Source organism: Winslowiella toletana (assembly GCF_017875465.1).
Lineage (GTDB): Bacteria > Pseudomonadota > Gammaproteobacteria > Enterobacterales > Enterobacteriaceae > Erwinia > Erwinia toletana.
In genome coordinates this window covers 4,954,951-4,980,007 of the sequence record NZ_JAGGMQ010000001.1, presented here as the reverse complement: position 1 = coordinate 4,980,007, position 25,057 = coordinate 4,954,951, and the positions used below count along the sequence as shown (strand labels likewise).

The window sequence follows — 25,057 nt, the reverse complement described above, 5'->3', positions numbered from 1 at the left end:
TACGTTTCCACCTACCGGGCTAACAGAAGGTTATGGCAGGCTGAGATCAGCGTGACGATCGCTGTTCATATTGCGGATACTGGCGAGTATTTTCGTGGCATCACGGGTTGGCGGCAGACCAAAGGCGCGCGCATATTCGCGACTGAACTGGGTGGTGCTTTCGTAACCCACATCCAGCGCCGCCGAGGTGACGTTTTTACCACTGACCAGCAACAGCATACGCGCCTGCAATAAACGGATGCGTTTCTGAAATTGCAGCGGACTCAGCGTGGTGACCGCCTTAAAGTGGCGATGGAAAGCGGATACGCTCATCGCCGCTTTCTCTGCCAGCTCCTCCACACGTAGCGGCTTTGCGTAGTCGCGACGGATCATCTGAATCGCCAGACTGACCCGCGCCACGGCGCTGTCAGGCAGCGCAATATCGCGCAGCATCTGACCATGCGGCCCCTGCAACACACGATAGAGAATTTCACGCTCATACACCGGCGCCAGCGCCGCGATATCGGCCGGGCGTTCCATCAGCCGCAGCATACGCACCCAGGCATCCATCAGCTCTGGCGTCACTTCGGCGACCGAAAAGGCGGCGGTTTCCGTTTCGCTCTGCGTGTAATCCGGCAGATCCGCCAGCAGATCGGTCACTACCGCAGGATCCAGCGTCAGGGCGACGGCAAGGTAGGGTTCACCCGTTGTCGCTGGCCAGATAGTGCCCACCGCTGGCAACGCCACCGACATCAGGAAATAGTTAGCAGGACAGTAGTGCAGCGTACTGTCACCCACCGTCATCGATTTACTTCCCTGCAATACCAGATTCACCATCGGCGCATAAACCGCCGCCAGCTCATGTTCAGGGATCGCGCCCTGAACCATCGCCACGCGAGGGATACCGGTTTCGGTCAGCCGGTTCTCCGCTTTTGCGGCTAAACGTCTGAGTTCGTGCAATTGATTATTCATGGCTGCTGTCTAATCTGCGGATAAGGCTGTCGTCAGCATACAGCAGAAACAGGCAGGTTTCAGGTAGTAATGGGCAGGCTCTGGTAAGGCGCACTGCCTATGATAGCTGTACACCTTAATTAGTACGGAGTTAACTATGAGCGTAATCGTTATTACTGGGGGGAGCCGGGGCATTGGCGCCAGCGCCGCAATCCAGATCGCCAGCCGCGGAATGGGCGTTATCCTGACGTATAACAGCCACCCGGAAGAAGCGGAAGCCGTGGTCAGTAAGATTAACGCGGCGGGCGGCAAAGCTGTGGCGCTGGCGCTGAATGTCAGCAATGTGGCTTCTTTCGCCGGGTTCGCCACTGATGTCGCGGCGGCACTGGCCACCCACTGGGATAGCGATCGCATCCATGGTCTGGTTAACAATGCCGGGTTTGGAAATTTCGCGGCGATCGAAGCGCTCACCGAGGCGGAATTCGATGGTCTGCTAAATGTTCATCTGAAAGGCCCGTTCTTTCTGACCCAGGCGCTGCTACCGTTAATCGCTGACGGTGGACAGATTATCAATATGACCAGCGCGACTACCCGCGTCGCCACACCTGGCGCCGCGCCTTACGCCGCATTTAAAGGCGGACTGGAAGTGCTGACGCGCTATATGGCCCAGGAGTTCGGCCCGCGCAGGATCCGTGCCAACTCAATTTCACCCGGCGCCATCCGCACCGATATGACCAACGGTGCATTCGATCAGAGCCCGGAATTTGTTGAATTACTGTCGTCGCAAACCGCGCTTGGCCGTATCGGTGAGCCGGACGATGTGGGCCGGGTGATCGCCAGCCTGCTGTCCGCTGACAACGGCTGGGTCAACGCGCAGAACATTGAAGTTGGTGGCGGCTACATTATCTGATTACGGAGAGAGTTTTATGCTGGATCATATTTTTCTGTCAGTGAGCGATATTCAACGCTCGATAACGTTTTATACGGCGGCGCTGGCGCCACTGGGCATCCGTGACCGTCATGATTACGACGGCAAAGACGGTCCGCCGGGACATCCTGATCTGAAGGGATTTGGCGCGAAGGGACGCGTTTTTTTCTGGCTGCGTAAAGGCGTGGTCGAAGGGCAGGCGGCGCATATCGGCTTTGTCGCCGCCAGCAGCAGTGAAGTTGATGCGGCCTATGCCGCTGCAATGGCCAACGGCGCGACCGATAACGGTGCGCCTGGCGCACGGCTGCATTACGATCCGCGCTACTATGCAGCTAATATCCTCGATCCGGACGGTTACAGTATCGAATTTGTGTATAAATCATGGCAGCACGCATCATGAGCCGGCTGATGATTTACGGCGCCAGCGGCTACACGGGCCGGATGGCAGCAGAAAGGGCGCTGGCAACCGGGCTGGATATTATTGTTGCCGGACGTGACGGGCAAAAACTGGCGGCGCTTTCCGCCGAACTGGGCGCTGAGTATCGGGCGTTTTCGCTGGCTAACCATAAAGACGTAATTCAGGCGTTAAACGATGTCGCGGTGGTGCTGAACTTTGCCGGTCCTTTCGCCCATACGGCAGAGCCACTGATGCGCGCCTGTATGCAGACTGGCGCGCACTATCTGGATATCACCGCCGAGATTAACGTATACCGGCTGGCTGAACGTTTAGCTGAGCAAGCGGCGGCGGCTGAGGTGATGCTGTTACCGGGTGTCGGCTGGGATGTGGTACCGACCGACTGCCTGGCGATGCAGCTGGCGCGCCGTGTTAAGCAGCCGCAGTCACTGCGCATTGCGCTTCAGGTTTCTGGTTCGATGTCACGCGGTTCGGCGATCAGCGCCGGAGAAATTATCAACGCCGGACTGCTCAGTCGGGTGAATGGCGAGCTGGTCGCCACCCCGGAGGCGCAGCCCGCCAGCTTTGATTTTGGCGCAGGTGCGGTTGATTGTTATCCGCTCTCTTTTGGCGATCTGATTACCGGCTGGCGCTCAACCGCAATTGCCAATATCGCGATGTTTGTCCACGTGACTGGCGATGCTTTTCCTGAGGGGGATTTGTCGCAGTTACCGGATGGCCCAGACGCCGCAGAGCGTGACGCTCATCGCGCTTTTGCGGTGGCAGAGGTGAGCGGTGCGGATGGTGGTATTGTGCGTGCGGTGATTGAAACGGTAAATGGCTATACCTTTACGCCACTGGCGGCAATCGAGGCGGCGCGCCGGGTGCTGGCAGGCGAATCCCGGCCAGGCTTTGAAACCCCCGCGCGCCTGTTCGGTGACGGCTTTGCCGAAACCATCCCTGGCACGCGTATTACCCCATTGCCGTAAACGAACTGAGTATGCCCGCCCGCTTATTTGCGGGCATGCTCGAAGATACGAATCATCAGCCCACCCACCGCGGCCAGCGTTGCCAGCGCCACCACGCCTGGCCAGCCAAAGCTTTCCAGCGCTTTGCTGCCCAGCGCCGCGCCGGAGGCCATACCAATAAATACCACCGTAAACATAATGGCGTTCAGGCGGCTGCGCGCTGCCGGATTAATCGCATAAATAATAGTCTGGTGCGCCACCAGCGTCGCCTGCACGCCCAGGTCAAAACCGATTGCGCTGAGCACAATCAGCGCCAGTTGTGCCGGTAAGGGCAGCAGCGGCAGCAAAAACATCAGGGCAAATGACACCACCACAATCGCCGCCCCAACACGGGTGACATAGTTCGCACCGTGACGATCGGCCAGCATTCCCGCCAGTGGCGCCGCCAGCGCACCGGCAGCGCCTGCCAGGCCGAAGGATCCAGCCACCGCGCTGCCGAGCTGATAACGCCCGGCAAGCATCAGCGCCAGCGTCGACCAGAAGGCGCTAAAGCCAACCGACAGCAGACCCTGCGCCAGCGCCGCATGACGTAATTCGGCATGGTCGCGCCATAATTTCCCTAACGAACGCAGCAGCGCCGGATAGCTTAAGCTGGTCTGTACCTTAAACGCTGGCAGCACCCGCCAGATCGTCAGCGTAATCAGCAATACGCCCGCCGCTGCCAGCACATATACCGTGCGCCAGCCAAAATACTCCGCCACGATGCCGCTGAATACCCGCGACAGCAGAATGCCTGCCAGTAGCCCGGTCATCACCATACCGACCATTTTTCCGCGCTGACTGTCCGAAGCGAGGGTGGCTGCTGCCGGAATAATATCCTGGGCGACGGTGGCCATCAGTCCGATCGCCAGACTGCTTAACAGCAGCAATGGAAAAGAGGCGGAGAAACCACATAACAGCAGCGTGACTGCCAGCAGTACGCCTTTAAGCAGAATAATTTTGCGCCGGTCATGACGATCACCCAGTGGCGCCAGCAACAGAATGCCAAGCGCATAGCCGATTTGTGTCAACGTTGGCACCATACCGGTATCGCTGACGTTGCTGTGAAAGGCACCGCCGATAATGCTCAGCATCGGCTGGCTGTAGTAGATGGAGGCCACGCTCAACCCGGCGCCAGCCGCCAGCAGGAAAACAATTTTGGTCGACAGCGCCTGTCCGGCGCGGGCAGCATCTTTATCTGCGGATAAAACCTGGCTCATGAAAAGTTCCGAAATAAGTGAAAGTGGCGCTATTCTTGCCGCTAAAGATAAGAAACTGTAGTCCTGTTGCGGGTAATACTGTTATACATTATACGTATGAATAAAAATCCTCCAGCCACTGCTGACCGTATATCACTGTTGCAGACTTTCGTGCGTATCGTTGAGAGCGGGAGTCTCTCGGCTGCCGCCAGCCAGATCGGCACTTCGCAACCGACCATCAGCCGCCGCCTGCAAAGCCTGGAACAGCTGCTGGGCGTCAAACTGATCCAGCGCACCACCCATACCATGAAACTGACCGATGATGGTGAACGCTGCTATCGCCAGGCGTATAAGCTGATCGAACACTGGCAGATTATGGAAGATGAAGTCAGCGCGGTGCGCGATGAACCGGTTGGGGTATTACGGGTACGCGCGCCACATGCTTTTGGCCAGGATCAGCTGATTGCGCCACTGGCCGACTATCTGCAACGCTATCCACAAGTCAGTGTCGAGTGGACGCTGAATGACCATTCGCCGGATTTTATTGCCGAAGGCGTCGATTGTGCGATCCATGTTGGCGCCGCCACCGATCCCGCGGTAGTGGCGGTGCTGCTGGCGGAAGTCCCGCGCATTGTGGTGGCGGCGCCATCGCTGCTTGCACGCTATGCCGCAGTCCATGAGGTCGCGGATCTGGCGCAATTTCCGTGGCTGGCGCTAAACAGTTTTTACCGTAATGAAGTCACTCTCAGTCATATCAGCAGCGAGCAGGTTTACCGTTTTGCGATTACGCCGCGCTTAAGCACCGACAGTCTGTACGCAGTACGTAAAGCGGCGCTGGATGGAATGGGCGCGGCGATGGTCTCCGCCTGGGTGGTGCAGGATGATTTGCGGCAGGGGCATTTACAGCAGTTATTGCCGCAGTGGCAGGCTGCACCGCTGCCGATTTATCTGCTGTATCCCTATGCCAGTTATTATCCGGCGCGCCTGCGTAAGTTTCTCGAACTGATGAAAGCGGTGATGCCTGGTCTGGCCGGGACGCAACTGCCGGAGAAGGGGGGCAGAGAACGGCTCAGATAGCAGCTTCTCTCATGCCACTCATCAGCGTCGACAAATCCTGCTGCAGCATCGCCATCATCTCTTCCACGGTCATCTCTTCGTTTAAGATATAGAGCTGGAAAACCCGGCTTAAATTATTCTGTAACAGGCGCAGGGCGCTGTCACGATTCAGATCGGCGCGCAGACTGCCTTTGTCGCACAACTTATCAATCGCGGCACGGATATACTGACCATTAAGCAACTGCATTTCGCGATAACGGTTCTGATCTTCCGAAACACGGAAGGAAGCTGCCATAATCTCGCGCCACACCTTCTTGTGGCGGAAGTCGTAGCCATGCATAAACATAATCCTGCCGAACTCAACGAATACCGCCACCGGATCGTCAGCCAGATCTTCCAGCAACGCTTCCAGCTTCGGTACCGACAGATAGCGATCTTCCTCGATCAGCCCGAGCAACAGATCCTGTTTCGACTTAAAGAAGCTGTAAATCGTCGGAATCGATAATTCCGCTTTTACCGCCACATCTTCAAGACTGGTTGACTCAAAGCCATTGATTTCAAATAAGTCACCGGCAGCAAACAGGATACCCTGGCGGCGTGCGGCGCGCTGACGTTCTCGTAGCCCGGGGGCTTTTGGGGGGGTGTTTTCTTTATTCATATAAAAGTTTATATCCAATAAAAGTTTTTCTTGCAAGCAAGTTGATTGATGATATGGTGAAATCCTGCACAGTAAAACTGAAATGATAACTATGACTAACCCACACCAGGTTGAGAATTGCCGCACGGCTGAAAATAGTGATTCACTGCTTCACGCACCACTGTATGTGGCCGGGGAGTGGCTGACTGCTGGCTTAGCGCAGGGCGAGGTGCTGGATCCCGCCAGTGAAAAGCTGCTGGGCCACCATGCCATCGCCGATAAAGCGACAATACTGCGCACAGTGGCGGTGGCAGATGAGGGGTTTCAGTTATGGCGCAAAACCGCAGCAACGGAGCGCGCACGTATTTTGATCGACGCAGCTGCATTGATCAGGTCACGCTGTGAAACCATGGCGCGCACGCTGACGCGCGAGAATGGCAAGCCGCTGGCTGAAGCCCGTGCCGAAGTGCTGCGCAGCGCCGATAATATTGAGTGGTACGGGCAGGAAGCCGGTCGCATCTGTGGACGCGTGCTGCCAGGCGCTGACGCCGCGACCGAACTGGTGGTGCGTAAAGAGCCGATTGGTCCGGTGGCTGCTTTTACGCCATGGAATTTTCCGCTGTCGCAGTCATCACGCAAACTGGGTGCCGCTCTGGCCGCCGGTTGTTCAGTGATCCTGAAAGGCGCGGAAGATACCCCATTCTGTGGCGTTGAGCTGGTGCAGGCGTTTATTGATGCTGGTGTACCAGCGTCAGTATTACAGCTGCTGTATGGTAATCCGGCGATGATTTCTGAAATTCTGATCGCCCAGCCGCAAATTCGCAAAGTGTCCTTTACCGGCTCGGTTCCCGTTGGCCGTCTGCTGGCCTCGGCCGCTGGCAATCATCTGAAATACTCCACCATGGAATTAGGCGGACATGCGCCGGTGCTGGTTTTTGCTGATGCGCCCCTGAATAAAGTTATCGCCTCACTGGCGCCCGCTAAATATCGCAATTCAGGTCAGGTATGTGTTTCGCCGACCCGCATCCTGGTTGAGAGCACGATTTTCGCTGAATTTACTGCAGCATTTAAAACGGCAGCAGAAAGCATCAGGATCGGCGATGGTCTGAATAAAGCGACAACGATGGGGCCATTAATTCACCAGCGCCATCTGCAGGCAATCACCGCGCTGGTAGAGGATGCGCTGGAAAAAGGCGCAACTTTAGTCAGTGGTGGTAAAAGAATTGAGCGTGACGGTTATTTCTATGCGCCAACTATTCTGAGTAACGTCCCTTTATCTGCCCGTATTATGAATGAAGAGCCTTTTGGCCCGATTGCTATTATTAATAGTTTTAATCAGGAAGAAGAAGCGTTAGCCGAAGCGAATCGATTACCTTATGGTCTGGCGGCTTATTTATATACCACCTCATACTCACGCACGCGCAGAGTGACTGATGCTATTGAGTCGGGCATGATTTCGGTTAATGGTCAGCCGATCGCGTTGCCGGATGCACCGTTTGGCGGGATAAAAGATTCCGGCTTTGGCCGCGAAGGGGGAATTGAAGGATTAGAAGAGTATCTGGTGACAAAATTTATTGCCACTCAGGTATGGTAACCTGATTAAATTAAATGCCATAAGAAATCACTTTCAATAAATAAGTAATATAGGTTTTTAATATTACTTATTTAATTAAAACAGCAATACACTATTATTTGTTTCAGGAAGCCATCAAAAATCCAAAGCAACTAATAAGGGCCGCTTTATGAAAAGTGTTTTCTCGGCGTTATTTATTTCGGTTATGCTTGCCAGTGGTGTAAATGCCGCCCCTCAGCCAGGAGGTACGGCAAATCTGATTGTGCAACCTGAACCCACCGGTTTAATGCTGGGGATAACAACAAATAGCCCCAGCCAGCTGGTTGGCGGCAATATTTATGAAGGGCTGCTGCGTTATAACGGTAATCTGCAACCACAGCCTTCGCTGGCGAAATCATGGACGATTTCCGATGACGGATTAACTTATACTTTTCATTTGCAGGAACATGTATTATTCCATGATGGTCAGCCAATGACCTCGGAAGATGTGCTGTTTTCTCTGAATGATTTTTTGATGAAAACCCAACCGCGCCATCGCAGCACCATGGAGCATGTCAGCAGCGTTACTGCGCCAGATGCTAACACCATCATAATTAAGCTAAAACATCCGTATGAGCCGTTTATCCGCAGCTTCAGTTTTAGTGCGATGCCGATTGTGCCGGAACATATCTATAAAGGTACTGACTATACGACCAATCCGGCCAATGAAAAACCAATCGGCACCGGTCCGTTTAAATTTGCCGAATGGCAGCGTGGCAACTTTATTAAGCTGGTGAAAAACCCTGACTATTATCTGAAAGGACGCCCTTATCTTGATGCGGTGTTATATCATATTATCCCGGATGGCGCTTCGCGTGCCGTTTCCTATGAAACCGGCACAGTAGATATTTTACCTGGTGGATCAGTGGAAAATTACGATATTCCACGCCTGTCGGCACTGGCTAATACCTGCACCACTGAAAAGGGCTGGGAATATACTTCGCCACTCTCTTTTCTGTGGCTCAATAATCGGGTGGCGCCGATGAATAACGTGAAATTCCGTCAGGCTATTATGTATGCACTGGATCGGGATTTTGCCAGAGATGCGTTGTGGAACGGTTATGGCAAAGTCGCTACCGGTCCGTTCTCTTCAAAACTGCCGTTTTATGCTGATGTCGGCGCGAAATATGAACATAACCCGGAAAAAGCCAAAGCACTGTTAAAAGAGATTGGCTATAACGGTAAAACATTACGTCTGCTGCCATTACCGTATGGCGAAACCTGGCAGCGCTGGGCTGAAGCGGTAAAACAGAATCTGGCGGAAGTCGGTATTCCGGTTACCATTGAATCCGCCGATGTGGCGGGCTGGAATCAGCGTGTTTCTTCATGGGATTATGATATTGCCTTTACTTATATGTTCCAGAATGGCGATCCGGCAATTGGCGTAGAGCGCAACTATATCTCCTCGCAAATCGCCAAAGGTAATCCATGGAATAATGTTGAAGGTTATTCTAACCCGGAAGTTGATCAGTTATTTAAGCAGGCGGCGATGGCATTTCCTTCTGCAGAACGGCAGAAGCTTTATAGCCAGGTGCAGGCGAAATTACGTGACGATGTGCCGGTTGCCTGGTTACTGGATCTGGGATTCCCGACGATTTACAACTGTAAATATCAGGATCTGATCACCACCGCTAATGGTCTCTCCGATTCACTGCGTGATGCCTGGATTAAGAAATAACGCGGCTGACTGTTGTTAAATAATCATTAACGCCGGAGACTCTCATGATCCGATTTATTGCTGTTCGGCTCCTGAAAGCAGTGATGATACTTCTTTGTATTACCATATTAAATTTCTTTCTTATTCATATGGCGCCGGGCGATCCGGCAATGGTGATGGCGGGTGAAGCCGGGGATAGCGATCAGATATTCGTCGATCAGCTCCGTGAACGGTTTGGTCTTAATCAGCCGCTGTATATGCAGCTGTTTATTTACCTGTCGTCGGTGATTCATCTGGACCTTGGTTTTTCGTATCGTCAGAGCCTGCCGGTATTGCAGCTGATTATTGATCGCCTGCCGGCCACCTTATTGCTGTCGTTTACCGCCTTTGTGATTTCACTCGGGCTGGGGATCCTCGGCGGCAATGTGGCGTCGGCGCGTCAGGGACGCTGGTCAGATTCACTGATCTCGTTTGTGGCACTGATCTTCTATGCCACGCCGCTGTTCTGGCTGGCGCTGATGGCGGTGCTGCTGTTTTCGGTCCAGCTGAACTGGTTGCCAGGTTTTGGCTACAGTACCGTTGGCAGTGACTTTACCGGTATCGCTTATGCGCTTGATGTACTGAAGCATCTGATTTTACCGGCGGGCACCCTTGGCCTGTTCTTTATGGCGGTGTATGCCCGTATGACGCGCGCTTCGATGTTAGAGGTCAATCAGATGGACTTTGTTAAAACCGCCAAAGCTAAGGGGTTGCGTCCGGGGCAGATCCAGCGTCGCCACGTATTGCGCAATGCAATGCTGCCGGTGGTCACCCTCGCCGGATTGCAGGCCGGGCAGCTGGTCGGCGGTGGGGTGCTGATTGAGACGGTATTTGCCTGGCCGGGGATTGGCCGCCTGATGTTTGATGCGCTGACCCAGCGTGACTATAACCTGCTGCTTGGCGTGTTTGTGGTCTCTGCGGCGATTGTGCTGTTTTTCAATCTGATCACCGACATCCTTTACCGGCTGGTTGATCCTCGAATTCGGGTGGCTTCATGAAAGATTTCTGGCAACGTTTCTCGCAAAACCGTGGCGCGGTAATTGGCTTGCTGATTCTGCTGCTGGTGGTTATCTTGTCCATCGCCGCGCCGTTTCTGTATGAAAAGTCGCCGTGGGCGATGGTGCAGCGACCCTTTCTGCCGCCTTTTACCGTCGCACAGTACTTCCTCGGCACCGATCCGCTGGGGCGCGATCTGGCGGCCGGTCTGGCTTATGGCGCGCGTGTTTCGCTGTTAATCGGCCTGATCTCTACCGTGGTATCGCTGCTGATCGGTATTCCGGTTGGCGCGATGGCAGGTTACTTCGGCGGCTGGGTTGATGATGTGCTGATGCGCTTTACCGAGTTCTTCCAGAGCGTGCCGAGCTTTGCGCTGGCAATAGTACTGGTGGCCATCTTCCAGCCATCGATTACGTCGATTGTAATTGCGATTGCCATTGTCTCGTGGCCGCCGGTGGCGCGTCTGTTGCGCGGCGAAGTGATGTCGTTGCGCTCTCGTGAGTTTATCGAGGCGGCAATCCTCTCCGGGCAGACCAGTCGCACCATTATCTGGCGGCAGATCCTGCCGAATACGCTTTCACCGATTATTGTGCTGGCATCAATGATGGTGGCGGCGGCGATTCTGATTGAAAGCGCGCTGTCGTTCCTCGGTCTGGGTGACCGCAATATTATGTCGTGGGGTTATATCATCGGCGCGGGTCGCACGGTTATCCGCCAGGCCTGGTGGATCAGCGTCTTTCCGGGCATTGCCATTCTGCTGACGGTACTGGCGCTGAATCTGGTCGGTGAAGGGCTGAACGACGCGCTGAATCCACGACTTACACGCAAAGGACGGAAATAGTGATGAGCAAGCAACAGGCTAGCGAGCCAGTGATTCATCCGGGGGCGCTGATCGATCGCGGCACGCCGATCGTACATATCGACCGCCTGAGCATCGCTTTACCCGAGGGCGCTGACCGCCTGTACGCCGTGGATCGCGTCAGTTTTAAAATCCATCCAGGCGAGATGCTATGTGTGGTCGGCGAAAGTGGCTCCGGCAAGTCGATGTCGGCCAATGCGCTGATGGGTCTGCTGCCGGATACGGTGCGGGTGGCGCAGGGACGTATTCTGCTGGAGGAAGTTGATCTGCTGACACAACCTGCCGAGGCGATGTATGCGGTCCGCGGACAGCGGGTGGCGATGATTTTCCAGGAACCGATGTCGGCGCTGAATCCGTTGATGAAAATCTCGGCGCAAATCGAAGAGGTATTTGCCGCCCACGGTTTGCTGACGGCGAAACAGCGCAAGCAGAAAGCCCTCGAGTTGTTAACCGAGGTCGGGCTGCCGGACCCGCAGCGCGCAGCGATCTCTTATCCTTTCCAGTTATCCGGCGGTCAGCGTCAGCGTGTGGTGATTGCGATGGCGCTGGCGCTGGAACCGCAGGTACTGGTCGCCGATGAGCCGACCACCGCGCTGGACGTCACCACTCAGGCGCAGATTCTGCACCTGATCCGTGACCTGCAACTGAAGCGCAATATGGCGGTAATGTTTATCACCCATGACTTTGGCGTGGTGGCGGAAATTGCTGATTTTGTCACCGTTATGCAGCTGGGACGTATTGTCGAGCAGGGCACCGCCGATGAAGTGCTGCTGTCGCCCGGCCATCCTTATACCAGAAAGCTGATTGCCGCGATCCCGCGTCCGGCCAGCGGCGTCACGCAGAATGTGGAGCGTGAACCCCTGCTGCAGGTGGAACAGCTGAATAAAACCTATCACATCAAAGATGGGATGTTTGCCAAAGCGAAGTCCGTCCATGCGGTACGGGATGTCAGCTTTACGCTGGGTCGCGGTGAAACGCTGGGGATTGTCGGCGAAAGCGGCTCCGGCAAATCTTCGGTAGGGCGCTGCCTGGTGCGGCTGCAGGATCCGGACAGTGGCCGCGTATTGCTGAACGATAACGATATGGCGCATCTGAAAGGTGATGCGCTGCGTGCGGTACGCCGTCGTATTCAGATGATATTCCAGGATCCCTTTTCGTCACTTAATCCGCGCGAAAAAGTTGGCCGGATTATCGCCTCCGGGCCGATAGCCTACGGTGAAAACCATGCAGTGGCGATGAAACGCGCCGCCGAACTGATGGAGATGGTGGGACTCGATGCCCGTGGCGCCAGTCGTTTTCCGCATGAGTTTTCCGGCGGTCAGCGGCAGCGTATCGGTATCGCCCGTGCGCTGGCGCTGGACCCGGAAATCATTATTGCCGACGAAGCGGTTTCCGCGCTGGATGTTTCCATTCAGGCGCAGGTACTGGAGTTGCTGGCGCGACTCAAAGCCGAACTGAATCTTTCACTGGTGTTTATTACCCACGACCTGCGGGTAGCGGCGCAAATCTGTGACCGGGTGATGGTGATGCAGCAGGGGCAGGTGGTCGAACTGGGAAGCGGTAGCACTATCTTTAATGCGCCGGCCCATCCCTATACGCAAAAACTGATCGCGGCGATCCCCGGACGCGCCAAAGAAGCGCTGATGGCCAGCTAATCGATTTAATTCTCAACCCGGAGTAGTGATTAATGACATTTCCCTCAGATTCGATTGAAGGCCGCGATATCGCTTTTCAGATGCATCAGAATACGGATTTACGCCAGTATGAGAAGACCGGCGGTCTGGTTATCGAAAGCGGTGATGGTATCTATGTCACAGACAATCAGGGTAAACGCTATATCGAAGCGATGGCGGGGTTGTGGTCGGTGGCGCTGGGCTTTGGTGAGCCACGACTGGTAGCGGCGGCGGCAAAACAGATGGCGAAGCTGCCGTATTATCATACATTTAACGATAAAACTCACGGTCCGTCGGTCGATCTGGCTGAGCTGCTGATCAGGCTGGCGCCGGTACCGATGTCAAAAGTGCATTTCACCTCTTCCGGTTCGGAAGCCAATGACCTCGCCTGCAAAATGGTCTGGTATCGCTCAAATGCGCTGGGCAAACCCGCTAAAAAGAAAATCATCGGACGTATTAAGGGCTATCACGGCGTTACCATCGCCGCCGCGTCGATTACCGGCATCGCACGTAATCATCAGAGCTTCGATTTGCCGCTGGATCGCATGATCCACACGTCCTGCCCGTCATATGTGCATTTTGCAGAGCCTGGAGAGAGCGAAGCCAGCTTTACCGCACGGATGCTGAACGACCTTGAGAGCCTGATCCTGAAAGAGGGCGCGGACACCATTGCCGCTTTCTGGGGCGAACCGGTAATGGGTGCGGGCGGGGTGCTGCTGCCACCTGCGGGTTACTGGCAGGGGGTGCAGGCCATTCTGCGCAAATATGACATCCTGTTTGTCGCCGATGAGGTGATTACCGGTTTTGGCCGCACCGGTAAGCTGTTTGCCTGCGAAACCTACGGCATTGAACCGGATATGATGGTGCTCTCCAAACAGATCTCCTCATCCTATATGCCGCTGTCGGCGGTGCTGCTGAATGACGCCGTCTATCAACCCATTGCCGATGAATCCGTCCGTCAGGGCACCTTCGGCCATGGCTTTACCGCCTCCGGTCATCCGGTGGCGACCGCCGTCGCTGTGGAAAATATCAAGATTATTCTCGAACGCGATCTGGTGGGCCATGCGGCGCGCATGGAATCGCATTTCCTCGCCGGACTCAGCGCCCTTGCTGAACATCCACTGGCGCATTCGTCGCGCGGTGTCGGTTTGATCGGCGCGCTGGAGATAAAGCCATGGTCCGCCGGAGCCGGTATCGCCGCCGCCGCGCTGAAAACCGCCTGTCAGGCGGAAGGGGTGATGGTGCGCAATATCGGTGAGGCGATCTGTTTTTGCCCGCCATTGATTATCACTGAGCAGCAGATTAGTGAAATGTTCGCTGGCGTTAGCCGTGCGCTTAATCGTCTTGCTGAATCACAATAACCGGAGCAGCCCGTTATGAGTCTCACCGAAAAAACCGATCTGGGTGAAATGACCGCCGCCGAACTGTCGGCACTGTTTGCCAGTGGCAAAGCCTCGCCAGTAGAGGCCGCACAGGCCGCGCTCGATCGTATAGAGCGTTTTAACCCGCAGGTTAATGCTTTTGCATATGTGGTGCCGGAGCTGGCGCTGGCAGAGGCAAAAGCGTCCGAAGCGCGCTGGCAGAAAGACCAGCAGTTAAGCCCGCTGGATGGCGCGCCGACCACCATTAAAGAGTTAACCCCGGTGAAGGGCATTCCGTGGCGTCGTGGTTCGGCGCTGGGTTCGACGCAGCCGTCGGAGAAAGAGTTCCTGATTATGCAGCGCCTGCGCGCTGCCGGGGTCACGATCCTTGGCACCACCGCCTCACCGGAATTTGGCTGGAAGGGTGTTACTCATGGTCCGGCGTTTGGTAATACCCTCAACCCATGGCGTACCGATCGCGCCTCCGGCGGCTCTTCCGGCGGCGCGGCGGTGGCGGCGGCGCTGAATATGGGGGTGCTGCACGAAGGCTCCGACGGCGCAGGTTCGATCCGCATTCCGGCTTCGTTCTGCGGCATCTTTGGCATTAAACCGACCTACGGCTGGATCCCGGCGGATACCGTTACGCCACTGATGGAGCTGGCGCACCGCGGGCCGTTAACCCGTACCGTTGAAGATGCGGCGCTGTTTCTTAATGCTACCACCGGGCCGACGGCGTCAGCCCGTTATGGCTCCTGTCCTGATCAGGTACCCGACTGGGTAGCGGCAATTAAAAACGCCTCGGTAAAAGGCATGCGCATCGGCTACAGCCGCAATCTCGGTTTTGCCAGCGTACAGCCGGATGTGGCTGCGGCAGTGGAACGCGCCGCGCGCCGGTTAAGTGAGATGGGGGCGATTGTTGAAGAGGTCGATCCGGGCTTTAGCGATCCGCAGGATGCAATGCTGGCGCTATGGTATGCCGCCGAGGCTTATACCCTGGAGCAGCTGAAGCTGACGGCGCAGCAGAAAAGCCTGATGGATCCGGGGTTGCTGACCATTTGTGAAAAGGCGAAGGCGCTGGGTACTCGTGACTATATTGCCGCCGAACAGGTGCGCGCCGATCTGAAAGTGACTATGGCGCAGTTCCATGAAAAATATGACGCGCTGATGCTGCCGACCATGCCGCTGACCGCCTTCGAAGCGGGAGTGGATTTCCCGGGCGGCGAGGAAGGTAAAGACTGGTCTGACTGGTCGCCGTTTACCTATCCTTTTAATATGACCGGACAACCCGCGGTCTCCGTCTCCTGCGGTTTCGACCAGTCCGGTTTGCCGGTTGGCCTGCAATTTGTCGGCGCCCGTTATCGTGACGATATTGTACTGAAGCTGGCCGCTGCGTATCAGGCAGCCTGGCCTGAAGCTTTTATCAGTACGCCACTGCACCAATAATAACCCGGTCTGGTTCGATCCCTTTTCGCGAAGGGACGACCAGACTCGTGCTAAAAATGACAGGAGATAACCCAATGACAGCACCGACAGCCCCCGAGAGGGGCGCGGCGATGGGAGCAGAGCTGACAACCAGTGCGGTGATTGTGCAGGCCGCTGAAGCCGAGGCGATTGCCCGCAGAGTTTATGGTTTTGATGGCCGTGCGGAATGGTTATGGGGAGAGAAGGATTCCAATTATCGTTTAACCCTGCAACAGGGGCGCGAGTACCTGCTGAAGATCCTCAGTCCGGCGGAAGATCCGGCGGTTTCGGCCATGCACAGCGCCGCTTTACAGCATGTGGAGCAGGTGGATGGCGGCATTCCTGTCCAGCGGGTGATTGCCACGCTGGAGGGCGAAGCCAATCATCTGATTACCGATAAATCGGGCCAGCAGCGCAGCGTACGTTTAGTCACGTTTCTGCCCGGCATTGCACAGCGCCGTGCGCTGCCATCGGCAGCACAACGCTATAACGTCGGCGTAATGCTGGCGCGTCTGCAAAATGCGCTGCAAAGTTTTCACCATCCGGCGGCGCATCACCGTATTACCTGGGATATGTCACATGCCAGCGCGATGCGTGAGTTACTGCCTTCGTTTGGCGATACCGCTTGCCGTCACACTCTGGAACACGCCCTTAAGCGTTTTGAAAAGCAGGTGCTGCCGGTGATGGCAGAGCTGCCGATGCAGGTGATTCATAATGATTTCAATATTGAAAACATTCTCACCGACGCGGATCAGCCAGAACAGATCAGCGGTATTATCGATTTCGGCGATATGGTGCATGCGCCGGTGCTGTTTGATGTCGCTATCGCCGCCTCTTATCAGATCGGTCCGGGTGAGGATGCGCTGAGTGATATCTGCGACTTCCTCGCGGGTTACGCTACCCTGAGAAGCCTGAGCGCCACCGAGATTAACCTGCTGTATCCGGCGATTGTGATGCGCATGGTGATGCGCTTAACTATTACGCAGTGGCGCGCCACGCTGTTCCCGGAGCAGCATGCACGTCTTACCCGGCATAACCGGCTGGTAGAGAGCCAGCTGGCGCAGCTGGAAGCGATTGCCCCGCAAGAGGTCCTTGCACGTTTTACCGCCGCCTGCCGAGGAAACTGAGATGAAGCAAAAGATTAATATCGCTGCTGGCGAACCATCAGCGAAAACCCGCGCGCTGGTCGCACGCCGCCAGGCGTTGCTGGGGCCATCCTATCGGCTGTTCTACCAGCAGCCGCTGCATCCGGTGCGGGCGGAAGGGGTATGGCTGTATGACGATGCGGGCAATGCCTTGCTTGACGCCTATAACAATGTGCCTTCGGTCGGACACTGTCACCCGCAAGTGGTGGCGGCGATCGCTGCGCAGGCGGCGCAGCTGAATACCCATACCCGCTATCTGGGCGAGCAGGTGCTTAACTATTCCGAACGTCTGCTGGCAACCTTTCCGGCGGCGATCAACCGTATTATGTATACCTGTACCGGCAGTGAAGCGGTGGATCTGGCGCTGCGTATCGCCCGCAGTCACACCGGCGGCAGCGGTATTGTGATCACTGCCAACGCCTATCATGGCGTCACAGCGGCGGCGGCGGAGATTTCTCCCTCGCTGGGCGAAAATGTGGCGCTGGGTCAGCATGTGGTCACCGTGCCAGCGCCCGACAGTTACCGGGCAGCAGGCGGGGACGTGGCTAAGCAGCTGGCGACCGATGTCGCCAGCGCCTTTGCTTTTCTGCGCCGTCGAGGCATTAAGCCAGCAGCGTTTATTGCGGATGGCATCTTTTCCAGCGATGGCATTTTTACCGAACCGGCAGGGTTTCTGCAGCAAACTCTTGAGGTGGTGCACGGCCACGGCGCGCTCTATATCGCCGACGAAGTACAGCCCGGCTTTGGCCGGACCGGCTCGCATATGTGGGGCTTCCAGCGTCACGGCATTGTGCCGGATATGGTGGTGATTGGTAAGCCAATGGGCAATGGTCTGCCGATTGCCGCCACGCTGTTTAAAGAGGAGATACAGCGTAAATTTGCCGAGAGCGCACGCTATTTCAACACCTTTGGCGCTAACCATATCTCGATTGCCGCGGCTACTGCGGTGCTGGATATTATCGAAGAAGAGCAGCTGATGGAGAACGCCGTCCGCACCGGCGAATATATGCTGGCCGGCATGCGCAGTCTGCAACAGAAGTACCGCGCGGTGGGTGACGTCAGAGGCGCCGGACTGTTTCTTGCGCTCGAACTGGTGCAGGATGACGGCCAGCAAACGCCGGATGGCGAAATGGCCAGCGCAGTGGTGAATCTGATGCGTGACAATGGTGTACTGGTCAGTAGTGCCGGTCCGGCCGCCAATATTCTTAAGATCCGTCCACCGTTACCGTTTAACCGCGAACACGCCGATATTTTCCTGCGCGTGCTGGACAGGGTGCTGGATGAGTTAAGTTAATTACTTAATATTAGAAATAAAGTAAAACAGCTGCGACATTCTGGCGCCTGATATTAATTATCAGGCGTTAATGTTAAAAGTAATCGCTAATTTCCTTTGTTAACCAGACATTTGCCTTTATTTAAAAAAATAACCGTGTCTATAATTCACCGGTGTTTTATGCAGGTGAACAAGCATGTTCAGGCGCTTAATAAATATCGTCATATCACTGATGCGCAGAAAGAAGCGACGGTTAATCCTGCTTTGCGTTTGGTGCTGGCTGTTATTTAGCGCCCAGTTAGCACTGGCATCCCATCACTGCGCCATCGCTTTTAGCTGTATGGCGGTTGCCAGCGAGCAGCAGCACAACCAGCATATGCTGACGCAAACGCCGCTGTGCGATAAACACTGCGCGCCCGACCTGTCGCCGGATGATCATCCTTCACTGCATATGGTGGCAGTCGCTGCCGACCCGGGGCTACGCCTGGCGGTTTGTGATGTCGCGGCGAAGAAATTTCAGTTCGACTGGCTGCGTCCGCCGGTCACCGGTCCCCCCGCCGAGATCCGCTTCTGTCGTTTCAGAGAATAACCAGAAAATCAGTGAGTTAATCAGTTTTAATCAACTTACTCTTTTCTGGAGATAACCTATGCAGCACGCAAAAATCCTGTTCGGGATACTTTTTGCCGTGGTTGCGCCAGTGGTCTGGTCTGCGGATCTGTCACTGGAACAATCCCTCAGGCTGGCGCAACACTTTTCAGCCGAACTGTCCGCTAACCGTCATCAGGTCAATGCCCTGAACAACATGGCCGAGTCCGCCATGCAACTGCCCGATCCTAAACTCAAATTCGGCATCGAAAATCTGCCGCTGGGCGGCAGCAATGCGCATCGCCTGACGCGCGAAGGCATGACCATGCAGCGCGTTGGTGTTATGCAGGATTATGTCAGCAGTACTAAACGCGAGAAAAAAGCCGCCGTTATTCACGCCGAGGCGCAGCAAACCGCTGCCGGTCAGGCGGTGATGATCGCCAGCCTGCAACGGGAAACGGCGCAGGCATGGCTGGCGTTAGCGCTTTCGCTGCAGGGTTATGCGGCGGTAAATAAACTGGTGACGGAGAGTAACCGACAGATTTTAGCGCAGCACGCCGCGCTGGCTGCGGGCAGGAGTAGCGCCAGCATGCTGCTGGATAGCCAGCTGATACTGTCAGCGATGCACAATCAGCAGGATAATGCGGCGCGTGATGTGGCGCTGGCGCGTTACAAGCTGCGCCAGCTGACCGGGCAACAGGTCGGTGGCGTCAGCGGTGAGTGGCCACGCTATCAGCAACTGCCCGCCAGCGAGCAGAGCCTGCAACAAAGCATCGAAACCCATCCGGAAATTATCCAGGCGCGGCGCGAAAGCGAAACTGCGCAGGCGAAGTCAGCACAGTCAGCAGTTGCGGCGATTCCGGATATTGGCGTCGAACTGTATTACGCCAGACGCGCCGACGACTATGACGATATGGCTGGCGTAATGGTAACGGTAGATCTGCCACTGTTTACTTCGCGCCGTCAGGATAAAGATCATGCCGCCGATATCGCCCGCAGCTGGCAGGCGAACGATGCGCTGACTTTACAGCTACGCGCGCATCAGGCGCAGCTGGATACGCTGCTGGCGCAATATCAGGCGGCAAATGCGGTGTGGCGTCGTCAGGCGGAAACCATCCTCCCTCTGCAACAAAATCGCGTACGTATCCTGAATGCGCAGTATCTGGCCGGTAAATCCGATCTGGCGGCGGTACTGGATGCACGCAGGGCGTTACTGAGCAGTGAAATCGATAAAAACAGTGCGGAACAAGAGATGGCCTCGTTATGGGCTGCTATCCGCTATCTCAACCCGCAGGACAACTCATTATGAAATCAGCAAACAAAATTTTCGCTGGCGCACTGTTACTGGCTGGCGCAATTGCCGCTGGCTATTTTTCGGGCAAGGGCGCGCAGCCTGAAACCGTTGCACAGAGCACGCCCGCCGAAAAGCGCGTGCTCTACTGGTACGATCCTATGAGCCCGGATCAGCATTTTAGCAAAGCGGGAAAGTCACCCTTTATGGATATGGATCTGGTGCCGCGTTATGCCGATGCGCAGACGCCGCAGGGCGGGGTGATGATAACTGCCCGCCAGCAACAAAACCTCGGTGTCAGAACCGCAGAAGTAACACGTAAGGTACTGAACGGGCAGATCCACGCCTTTGCCACGGTGCAGAATGATCAGCGCAATATGCAGATCATTGCCGCCCGCGCAGGCGGGCTGGTAGAAGAACTGTATGTCAGCGCGCCCCAGCAACAGGTGCATAAAGGCCAGCCGCTGGCGCGTTTATGGATCCCCGAATGGGCCGCCGCGCAGCAGGAGTATCTGGCAGTGCGCCAGCTGGGCGACAGCGCGCTCAACGCTGCTGCACGCCAGCGCCTGGCATTGCTATTTATGCCGCAGCAGATTATTGGTGAAGTCGAGCGCAGCGGAAAGCCACAGCCACGTGTGGTGATCCGCGCGCCGGAGAATGGCTATATCAGCAGGCTGGCGGTGCGTCAGGGCTCACAGGTTGCCAGTATGCAGGCGCTGTTTGAACTCGCCAGCCTCGATCCGCTATGGATCGTTATCGACTATCCCGCCAGCGACGCCGGCAACGTGACAACCGGCAGACTGGTAACAATCAGCGCTGAGGGCTGGCCTGACAGGCAGTTTTACGGCGAGGTCACTGAACTGCTGCCCGCTCTCGACAGCAATACCCGCACCCTGCAAGCCAGAGTGACAATCAGCAACCGCGATCTGAAACTTAAACCGGGGATGACACTCTCCGCCACCATTGCGGCGGATGACGCGCCGCAACAGGTTATCGCGATTCCGCAGGAAGCGCTGATCAGCAGCGGTAGCGATAACCGGGTACTGCTGGCGGAGGATAATGGTTTTTTCCGGCCGGTCGCGGTGACCGCAGGCCGCTCGCAGGATGGCTGGACGGAGATCAGTCTCGGATTGCAGCCCGGCCAGCGGGTCGTGACGTCCGGGCAATTTCTGATCGATTCCGAAGCCAGCCTGCGCAGTGGTTTAGCGCAGATGCAGGAGCCAGAATCCGCCTCAGCACAAGCCGCGCCGCATAAGGAGCATCACTGATGATTGCTTCCGTTATTCGCTGGTCGCTGCGTAATCGTCTGCTGGTGTTGCTGGCAGCGCTGTTTATGGCGGCATGGGGAATGTGGGCGCTACAGAAAGCGCCGCTGGATGCGTTGCCGGATCTGTCAGATGTGCAGGTGATTATCCGCGTCAGCTATCCGGGTAAAGCTCCGCAGCTGGTCGAAGATCAGGTGACCTGGCCGCTGACCAGCACCATGCTGTCGGTGCCGGGCGCGAAAACCGTGCGCGGCTATTCGATGTTTGGTGATGCCTATGTCTATGTGCTGTTTGCCGATGGCACCGATCCTTACTGGGCACGTTCGCGGGTGCTGGAGTATCTCAGCCAGGTGCAGGCGACACTGCCAGCCACAGCACGTGCCACCCTCGGCCCGGATGCCACCGGCGTCGGCTGGATCTATGAGTATGCATTAACCGATAAAAGCGGCAGGCACAGCCTGGCGGACCTGCGCGCCATGCAGGACTGGATGCTGAAATATGAACTGAAAACCGTGCCCGATGTGGCGGAAGTCGCCAGCGTTGGCGGCATGGTGAAACAGTATCAGCTGGTTCTCGATCCTGACCGTCTGCGCGCGCGTAATATCACGCATCAGCAGGTCATCAGCGCAGTGCAGAGCGCCAGTCAGAGCGGGGGCGGTTCAGTACTGGAGCTGGGTGAAGCGGAATATATGGTCAGAAGCTCCGGCTATCTGCGCAGCAGCGATGATTTCAATAATGTGCTGATTGCAACGCGCGACGGCATCCCGGTTTTACTCTCGGATGTGGCCACTGTGCGCATCGGACCAGAGATGCGGCGTGGGGTGGCGGAACTGAATGGTGAAGGCGAGGTGGCTGGCGGCATTATTGTGATGCGCAGCGGTAAAAATGCGCTGGAAACCATCAAGGCGGTAAAAGTCAGGCTTCGTCAGTTGCAAAAATCATTACCAGCCGGAGTGGAGATTGTCACAGTTTATGACCGTTCACAGCTGATAGAGCGAGCCGTAGTGACGTTGTCACACAAATTACTTGAAGAGTTTGTGGTAGTGGCGCTGGTTTGCGCACTGTTTCTGTTCCACTTTCGCTCGGCGTTGGTGGCGATTATCTCACTGCCGCTTGGCATTCTTGGCGCTTTTATTGTGATGCATTATCAGGGGGTAAACGCCAATATTATGTCGCTCGGCGGTATCGCCATCGCGATTGGCGCAATGGTCGATGCGGCAATTGTAATGATTGAAAATATGCACAAAGTACTGGAGCAGTGGCGGCAGCAACACCCCGGCAGCACACCTGGCGCGGCAGAATACTGGCAAATAACCGAGAAAGCGGCTGTTGAAGTGGGACCTGCGCTGTTCTGCTGTTTGCTGATTATTACGCTCTCCTTTATTCCGGTATTTTCCCTTGAGGCGCAGGAGGGAAAAATGTTCGCGCCACTGGCGTTTACCAAAACCTGGGCGATGGCGGTCGCCGCCGGACTGGGGATCACGCTGGTGCCGGTGCTGATGGGCTATTTTATACGCGGCAAGATCCCGGACGAACAGCGCAATCCGATAAATCGCCTGCTTATCCGGATATATCAGCCGCTGTTAACGCGAGTGCTGGCGTGGCCGAAAATCACGCTGCTGATTGCCAGCCTGGTACTTGCCGCCACCGCCTGGCCACTCAGTCAGCTTGGCAGCGAATTTATGCCCGCGCTGGACGAAGGCGACCTGCTGTATATGCCGTCAACCTTGCCCGGCATCTCAGTCAGGGAAGCGTCGCGTCTGTTACAGCAGACCGACCGGCTGATTAAAACAGTGCCGGAAGTAGCTTCGGTATTGGGTAAAGCGGGGCGTGCCGACAGTGCCACCGATCCTGCGCCGATGACCATGCTGGAAACCACCATCCGTTTGAAACCACGTGATCAATGGCGCACCGGTATGACCATGGACAAGCTGATCAATGAGCTGGACAGTGTTGTCAGCGTGCCAGGTATCGCCAATGTCTGGGTGCCACCGATCAGAAACCGGCTGGATATGCTGGCGACCGGCATTAAGAGCCCGGTCGGCATTAAGGTGAACGGTAATAATATTGCGGCGATCGAACAGGTGGCGCAGCAGATTGAGCAGGTGGTGAAAAAAGTGCCCGGCGTGACCTCGGCGCTGGCGGAACGGCTGGCGGGTGGGCGCTATATTGATATCGATATTGATCGGCGCAAAGCGGCGCGCTATGGCGTATCGGTCGCAGAGCTGCAATCGATCGTCGCGGCGGTAATTGGCGGCGACAATATTGGCGAAACGCTTGAGGGGCGGGAACGCTATCCGATTAGCGTCAGATATCCGCGTGAAATCCGGGATTCACTAGATAAGTTGCGCGAATTACCGGTGATCACCGCCAGCGGCGCTCAGCTCACGCTGCAACAGCTGGCGGACATCAGCATCAGCGACGGTCCGCCGATGCTCAAAAGTGAGAATGCCCGGCTTTCCGACTGGATCTATGTTGACCTGCGCGGACGCGATCTTAAATCTGCGGTCACCGAGATGCAGAACGCGGTTGAGCAGCAGGTGCAACTGCCGGAAGGGGTGTCGCTAAGCTGGTCAGGGCAATTCGAATACCTGCAGCGCGCGACGGCAAAACTCCAGGTGGTGCTGCCACTGACGCTGGCGATTATCTTTGTGCTGTTGTATGTGACGTTTTCCAGCATCAGGGATGCGTTGCTGATTATGGCCACGTTACCGTTTGCGCTGCCTGGCGGCGTCTGGTTGCTCTGGCTGCTGGGTTATAACCTGTCAGTGGCGGCGGCGGTGGGCTTTATTGCGCTGTCCGGTGTAGCGGCGGAGTTTGGCGTGATTATGCTGCTGTATCTTAACCAGGCGATAGCCAGCGAGAGTGACAATGGCCAGCCGTTATCGTCAGATGCGATGCATCGGGCTGTTCATCGCGGCGCGGTGCTGCGTGTGCGGCCAAAAGCGATGACCGTCGCCACCATTATGGCCGGACTGTTGCCGATTATGTGGGGTGGCGGCAGCGGTTCCGAAGTGATGCAGCGTATCGCCGCGCCAATGATTGGCGGCATGGTGACTGCGCCACTGCTGTCGATGCTGGTGATCCCGGCGGCGTATCTGTTAAGCCATCGGGGGAGGAAATAGTGGCATTTTTTACTGCCCGAATTTCTGACGTTGGGATTGCTATTTATACCATTTGCGGTATATTTAACGGGTCAATACCAAAAAAGGTATATCAGGGATGGAGACATATGGAGATCATCCGCAAGCGACTGAAAGTGGCTGCAGAAATAGCTCTGGAGATGAGAAATGAAACAGAAAATTATTAACGATATCCCGGTAGAACAGAGTTCCGGCAATGTGTTTGCCGATCTGGGCTTCCGCGATGCAGAGAAACATAAAATCAAATCAGGCCTCGCGATTGAAATTATCAAATCCATCAGGCGACTAAATTTGACCCAGGCCACGGCAGGTAAAAGAATGGGGATCAGTCAGGCTAAAGTCTCCAATCTGTTTCGGGGTGATTTTGCCAATTTGTCCGAGCGTAAGCTGATGGATTGTCTGAACCGGTTAGGCTGTGATATTGAGATTGTAATCAAACCGACGCTGTTCCAGACCGGGCATTTAACTCTGGCGAATGTGGCGGGCTGAATGTCCTGAGCGCTAAACCCGCCAGTTAAGGGAGCCAGAAATGGCTCCCTCTGTAT

At 55.9% G+C, this 25,057-nt stretch carries 22 protein-coding genes; 19 read left to right on the top strand and 3 right to left on the bottom strand.

Annotated features, from left to right (window positions below; genetic code table 11):
* Positions 1-30: 30 nt before the first annotated feature.
* On the bottom strand, positions 31-951 hold the full coding sequence (locus J2125_RS23350; RefSeq protein WP_017802350.1) for an AraC family transcriptional regulator: 921 nt from the start codon (positions 949-951) through the stop codon (positions 31-33).
* A 136-nt stretch (positions 952-1,087) separates the two neighbouring features.
* Between J2125_RS23350 and J2125_RS23345 the strand changes: the two genes are divergently transcribed.
* From J2125_RS23345 to J2125_RS23335, 3 genes are read left to right on the top strand one after another with little or no spacing between them, the layout of a single operon-like run.
* Positions 1,088-1,840, top strand: a complete 753-nt coding sequence (locus J2125_RS23345; protein ID WP_017802349.1) for an SDR family NAD(P)-dependent oxidoreductase — start codon at positions 1,088-1,090, stop codon at positions 1,838-1,840.
* 16 nt (positions 1,841-1,856) lie between these two features.
* Positions 1,857-2,258 (top strand): VOC family protein, encoded by a 402-nt coding sequence (locus tag J2125_RS23340; RefSeq protein ID WP_017802348.1) that lies wholly within the window; start codon positions 1,857-1,859, stop codon positions 2,256-2,258.
* A complete protein-coding gene (locus J2125_RS23335) occupies positions 2,255-3,241 on the top strand; it encodes a saccharopine dehydrogenase family protein (protein ID WP_017802347.1) in 987 nt (328 codons plus the stop codon). The genes J2125_RS23340 and J2125_RS23335 overlap by 4 nt, the downstream gene beginning before the upstream one ends.
* Before the next feature lie 23 nt (positions 3,242-3,264).
* Here the strand turns inward: J2125_RS23335 and J2125_RS23330 are convergent, their stop codons facing one another.
* Positions 3,265-4,479 (bottom strand): MFS transporter, encoded by a 1,215-nt coding sequence (locus J2125_RS23330; RefSeq protein ID WP_017802346.1) that lies wholly within the window; start codon positions 4,477-4,479, stop codon positions 3,265-3,267.
* A gap of 96 nt (positions 4,480-4,575) precedes the next feature.
* On the opposite strand from J2125_RS23330, the gene J2125_RS23325 reads away from it, so the two are divergent.
* Positions 4,576-5,535 (top strand): LysR family transcriptional regulator, encoded by a 960-nt coding sequence (locus tag J2125_RS23325; RefSeq protein WP_017802345.1) that lies wholly within the window; start codon positions 4,576-4,578, stop codon positions 5,533-5,535.
* Here the strand turns inward: J2125_RS23325 and J2125_RS23320 are convergent.
* Positions 5,528-6,172, bottom strand: a complete 645-nt coding sequence (locus J2125_RS23320; protein ID WP_209499546.1) for a TetR/AcrR family transcriptional regulator — start codon at positions 6,170-6,172, stop codon at positions 5,528-5,530. The two genes, J2125_RS23325 and J2125_RS23320, sit on opposite strands and share 8 nt — an antisense overlap.
* Positions 6,173-6,263: 91 nt before the next feature.
* Here J2125_RS23320 and J2125_RS23315 point away from each other — a divergent pair, with 91 nt between their 5' ends.
* The 15 genes from J2125_RS23315 (at position 6,264) to J2125_RS23245 (ending at position 25,001) form a co-directional block, all read left to right on the top strand.
* On the top strand, positions 6,264-7,745 hold the full coding sequence (locus J2125_RS23315; RefSeq protein WP_017802343.1) for an NAD-dependent succinate-semialdehyde dehydrogenase: 1,482 nt from the start codon (positions 6,264-6,266) through the stop codon (positions 7,743-7,745).
* A gap of 148 nt (positions 7,746-7,893) precedes the next feature.
* Positions 7,894-9,441 (top strand): ABC transporter substrate-binding protein, encoded by a 1,548-nt coding sequence (locus J2125_RS23310; protein WP_017802342.1) that lies wholly within the window; start codon positions 7,894-7,896, stop codon positions 9,439-9,441.
* 44 nt (positions 9,442-9,485) lie between these two features.
* The gene (locus J2125_RS23305; RefSeq protein WP_017802341.1) at positions 9,486-10,457 is read left to right on the top strand and encodes an ABC transporter permease; all 972 of its coding nucleotides are present in this window, start codon (positions 9,486-9,488) and stop codon (positions 10,455-10,457) included.
* Positions 10,454-11,296, top strand: coding sequence for an ABC transporter permease (locus J2125_RS23300; RefSeq protein ID WP_017802340.1), 843 nt, complete (start codon positions 10,454-10,456; stop codon positions 11,294-11,296). The genes J2125_RS23305 and J2125_RS23300 overlap by 4 nt, the downstream gene beginning before the upstream one ends.
* Before the next feature lie 2 nt (positions 11,297-11,298).
* Positions 11,299-12,969 carry an ABC transporter ATP-binding protein gene (locus J2125_RS23295; RefSeq protein WP_017802339.1) on the top strand — a complete coding sequence of 557 codons (1,671 nt, stop codon included), beginning with the start codon at positions 11,299-11,301 and terminating at the stop codon, positions 12,967-12,969.
* 32 nt (positions 12,970-13,001) lie between these two features.
* Positions 13,002-14,348, top strand: a complete 1,347-nt coding sequence (locus J2125_RS23290) for an aspartate aminotransferase family protein (RefSeq protein ID WP_017802338.1) — start codon at positions 13,002-13,004, stop codon at positions 14,346-14,348.
* 15 nt (positions 14,349-14,363) lie between these two features.
* Positions 14,364-15,791, top strand: a complete 1,428-nt coding sequence (locus J2125_RS23285; protein WP_017802337.1) for an amidase — start codon at positions 14,364-14,366, stop codon at positions 15,789-15,791.
* Positions 15,792-15,865: 74 nt separating this feature from the next.
* Positions 15,866-16,936, top strand: a complete 1,071-nt coding sequence (locus J2125_RS23280; protein WP_051050833.1) for a phosphotransferase — start codon at positions 15,866-15,868, stop codon at positions 16,934-16,936.
* Between the two features lies 1 nt (position 16,937).
* Entirely contained in the window at positions 16,938-18,248 is a 1,311-nt protein-coding gene (locus J2125_RS23275) for an aspartate aminotransferase family protein (protein ID WP_017802335.1), read from the top strand.
* 175 nt (positions 18,249-18,423) lie between these two features.
* A complete protein-coding gene (locus tag J2125_RS23270; protein ID WP_071590519.1) occupies positions 18,424-18,816 on the top strand; it encodes a hypothetical protein in 393 nt (130 codons plus the stop codon).
* A gap of 58 nt (positions 18,817-18,874) precedes the next feature.
* Positions 18,875-20,122: a TolC family protein gene (locus J2125_RS23265; protein WP_017802332.1), complete on the top strand. Its 1,248-nt coding sequence runs from the start codon at positions 18,875-18,877 to the stop codon at positions 20,120-20,122.
* Positions 20,119-21,372, top strand: coding sequence for an efflux RND transporter periplasmic adaptor subunit (locus J2125_RS23260; protein ID WP_017802331.1), 1,254 nt, complete (start codon positions 20,119-20,121; stop codon positions 21,370-21,372). Before J2125_RS23265 ends, J2125_RS23260 begins: the two co-directional genes overlap by 4 nt.
* Entirely contained in the window at positions 21,372-24,494 is a 3,123-nt protein-coding gene (locus J2125_RS23255) for an efflux RND transporter permease subunit (protein ID WP_017802330.1), read from the top strand. The genes J2125_RS23260 and J2125_RS23255 overlap by 1 nt, the downstream gene beginning before the upstream one ends.
* Positions 24,494-24,679 carry a hypothetical protein gene (locus J2125_RS23250; RefSeq protein WP_206740859.1) on the top strand — a complete coding sequence of 62 codons (186 nt, stop codon included), beginning with the start codon at positions 24,494-24,496 and terminating at the stop codon, positions 24,677-24,679. The genes J2125_RS23255 and J2125_RS23250 overlap by 1 nt, the downstream gene beginning before the upstream one ends.
* Positions 24,660-25,001, top strand: a complete 342-nt coding sequence (locus J2125_RS23245; protein WP_017802329.1) for a helix-turn-helix domain-containing protein — start codon at positions 24,660-24,662, stop codon at positions 24,999-25,001. Before J2125_RS23250 ends, J2125_RS23245 begins: the two co-directional genes overlap by 20 nt.
* Positions 25,002-25,057: the final 56 nt, after the last annotated feature.

Bases quoted from the DNA above. Each gene is read 5' to 3' on its own strand.
- J2125_RS23300 (WP_017802340.1), top strand. From the start codon at position 10,454: ATGAAAGATTTCTGGCAACGTTTCTCGCAAAACCGTGGCGCGGTAATT.
- J2125_RS23335 (WP_017802347.1), top strand. From the start codon at position 2,255: ATGAGCCGGCTGATGATTTACGGCGCCAGCGGCTACACGGGCCGGATG.
- J2125_RS23320 (WP_209499546.1), bottom strand. From the start codon at position 6,172: ATGAATAAAGAAAACACCCCCCCAAAAGCCCCCGGGCTACGAGAACGT.
- J2125_RS23255 (WP_017802330.1), top strand. From the start codon at position 21,372: ATGATTGCTTCCGTTATTCGCTGGTCGCTGCGTAATCGTCTGCTGGTG.
- J2125_RS23265 (WP_017802332.1), top strand. From the start codon at position 18,875: ATGCAGCACGCAAAAATCCTGTTCGGGATACTTTTTGCCGTGGTTGCG.
- J2125_RS23270 (WP_071590519.1), top strand. From the start codon at position 18,424: ATGTTCAGGCGCTTAATAAATATCGTCATATCACTGATGCGCAGAAAG.
- J2125_RS23285 (WP_017802337.1), top strand. From the start codon at position 14,364: ATGAGTCTCACCGAAAAAACCGATCTGGGTGAAATGACCGCCGCCGAA.
- J2125_RS23345 (WP_017802349.1), top strand. From the start codon at position 1,088: ATGAGCGTAATCGTTATTACTGGGGGGAGCCGGGGCATTGGCGCCAGC.
- J2125_RS23340 (WP_017802348.1), top strand. From the start codon at position 1,857: ATGCTGGATCATATTTTTCTGTCAGTGAGCGATATTCAACGCTCGATA.
- J2125_RS23245 (WP_017802329.1), top strand. From the start codon at position 24,660: ATGAAACAGAAAATTATTAACGATATCCCGGTAGAACAGAGTTCCGGC.
- J2125_RS23260 (WP_017802331.1), top strand. From the start codon at position 20,119: ATGAAATCAGCAAACAAAATTTTCGCTGGCGCACTGTTACTGGCTGGC.
- J2125_RS23290 (WP_017802338.1), top strand. From the start codon at position 13,002: ATGACATTTCCCTCAGATTCGATTGAAGGCCGCGATATCGCTTTTCAG.
- J2125_RS23310 (WP_017802342.1), top strand. From the start codon at position 7,894: ATGAAAAGTGTTTTCTCGGCGTTATTTATTTCGGTTATGCTTGCCAGT.
- J2125_RS23295 (WP_017802339.1), top strand. From the start codon at position 11,299: ATGAGCAAGCAACAGGCTAGCGAGCCAGTGATTCATCCGGGGGCGCTG.
- J2125_RS23325 (WP_017802345.1), top strand. From the start codon at position 4,576: ATGAATAAAAATCCTCCAGCCACTGCTGACCGTATATCACTGTTGCAG.
- J2125_RS23330 (WP_017802346.1), bottom strand. From the start codon at position 4,479: ATGAGCCAGGTTTTATCCGCAGATAAAGATGCTGCCCGCGCCGGACAG.
- J2125_RS23275 (WP_017802335.1), top strand. From the start codon at position 16,938: ATGAAGCAAAAGATTAATATCGCTGCTGGCGAACCATCAGCGAAAACC.
- J2125_RS23315 (WP_017802343.1), top strand. From the start codon at position 6,264: ATGACTAACCCACACCAGGTTGAGAATTGCCGCACGGCTGAAAATAGT.
- J2125_RS23280 (WP_051050833.1), top strand. From the start codon at position 15,866: ATGACAGCACCGACAGCCCCCGAGAGGGGCGCGGCGATGGGAGCAGAG.
- J2125_RS23305 (WP_017802341.1), top strand. From the start codon at position 9,486: ATGATCCGATTTATTGCTGTTCGGCTCCTGAAAGCAGTGATGATACTT.
- J2125_RS23350 (WP_017802350.1), bottom strand. From the start codon at position 951: ATGAATAATCAATTGCACGAACTCAGACGTTTAGCCGCAAAAGCGGAG.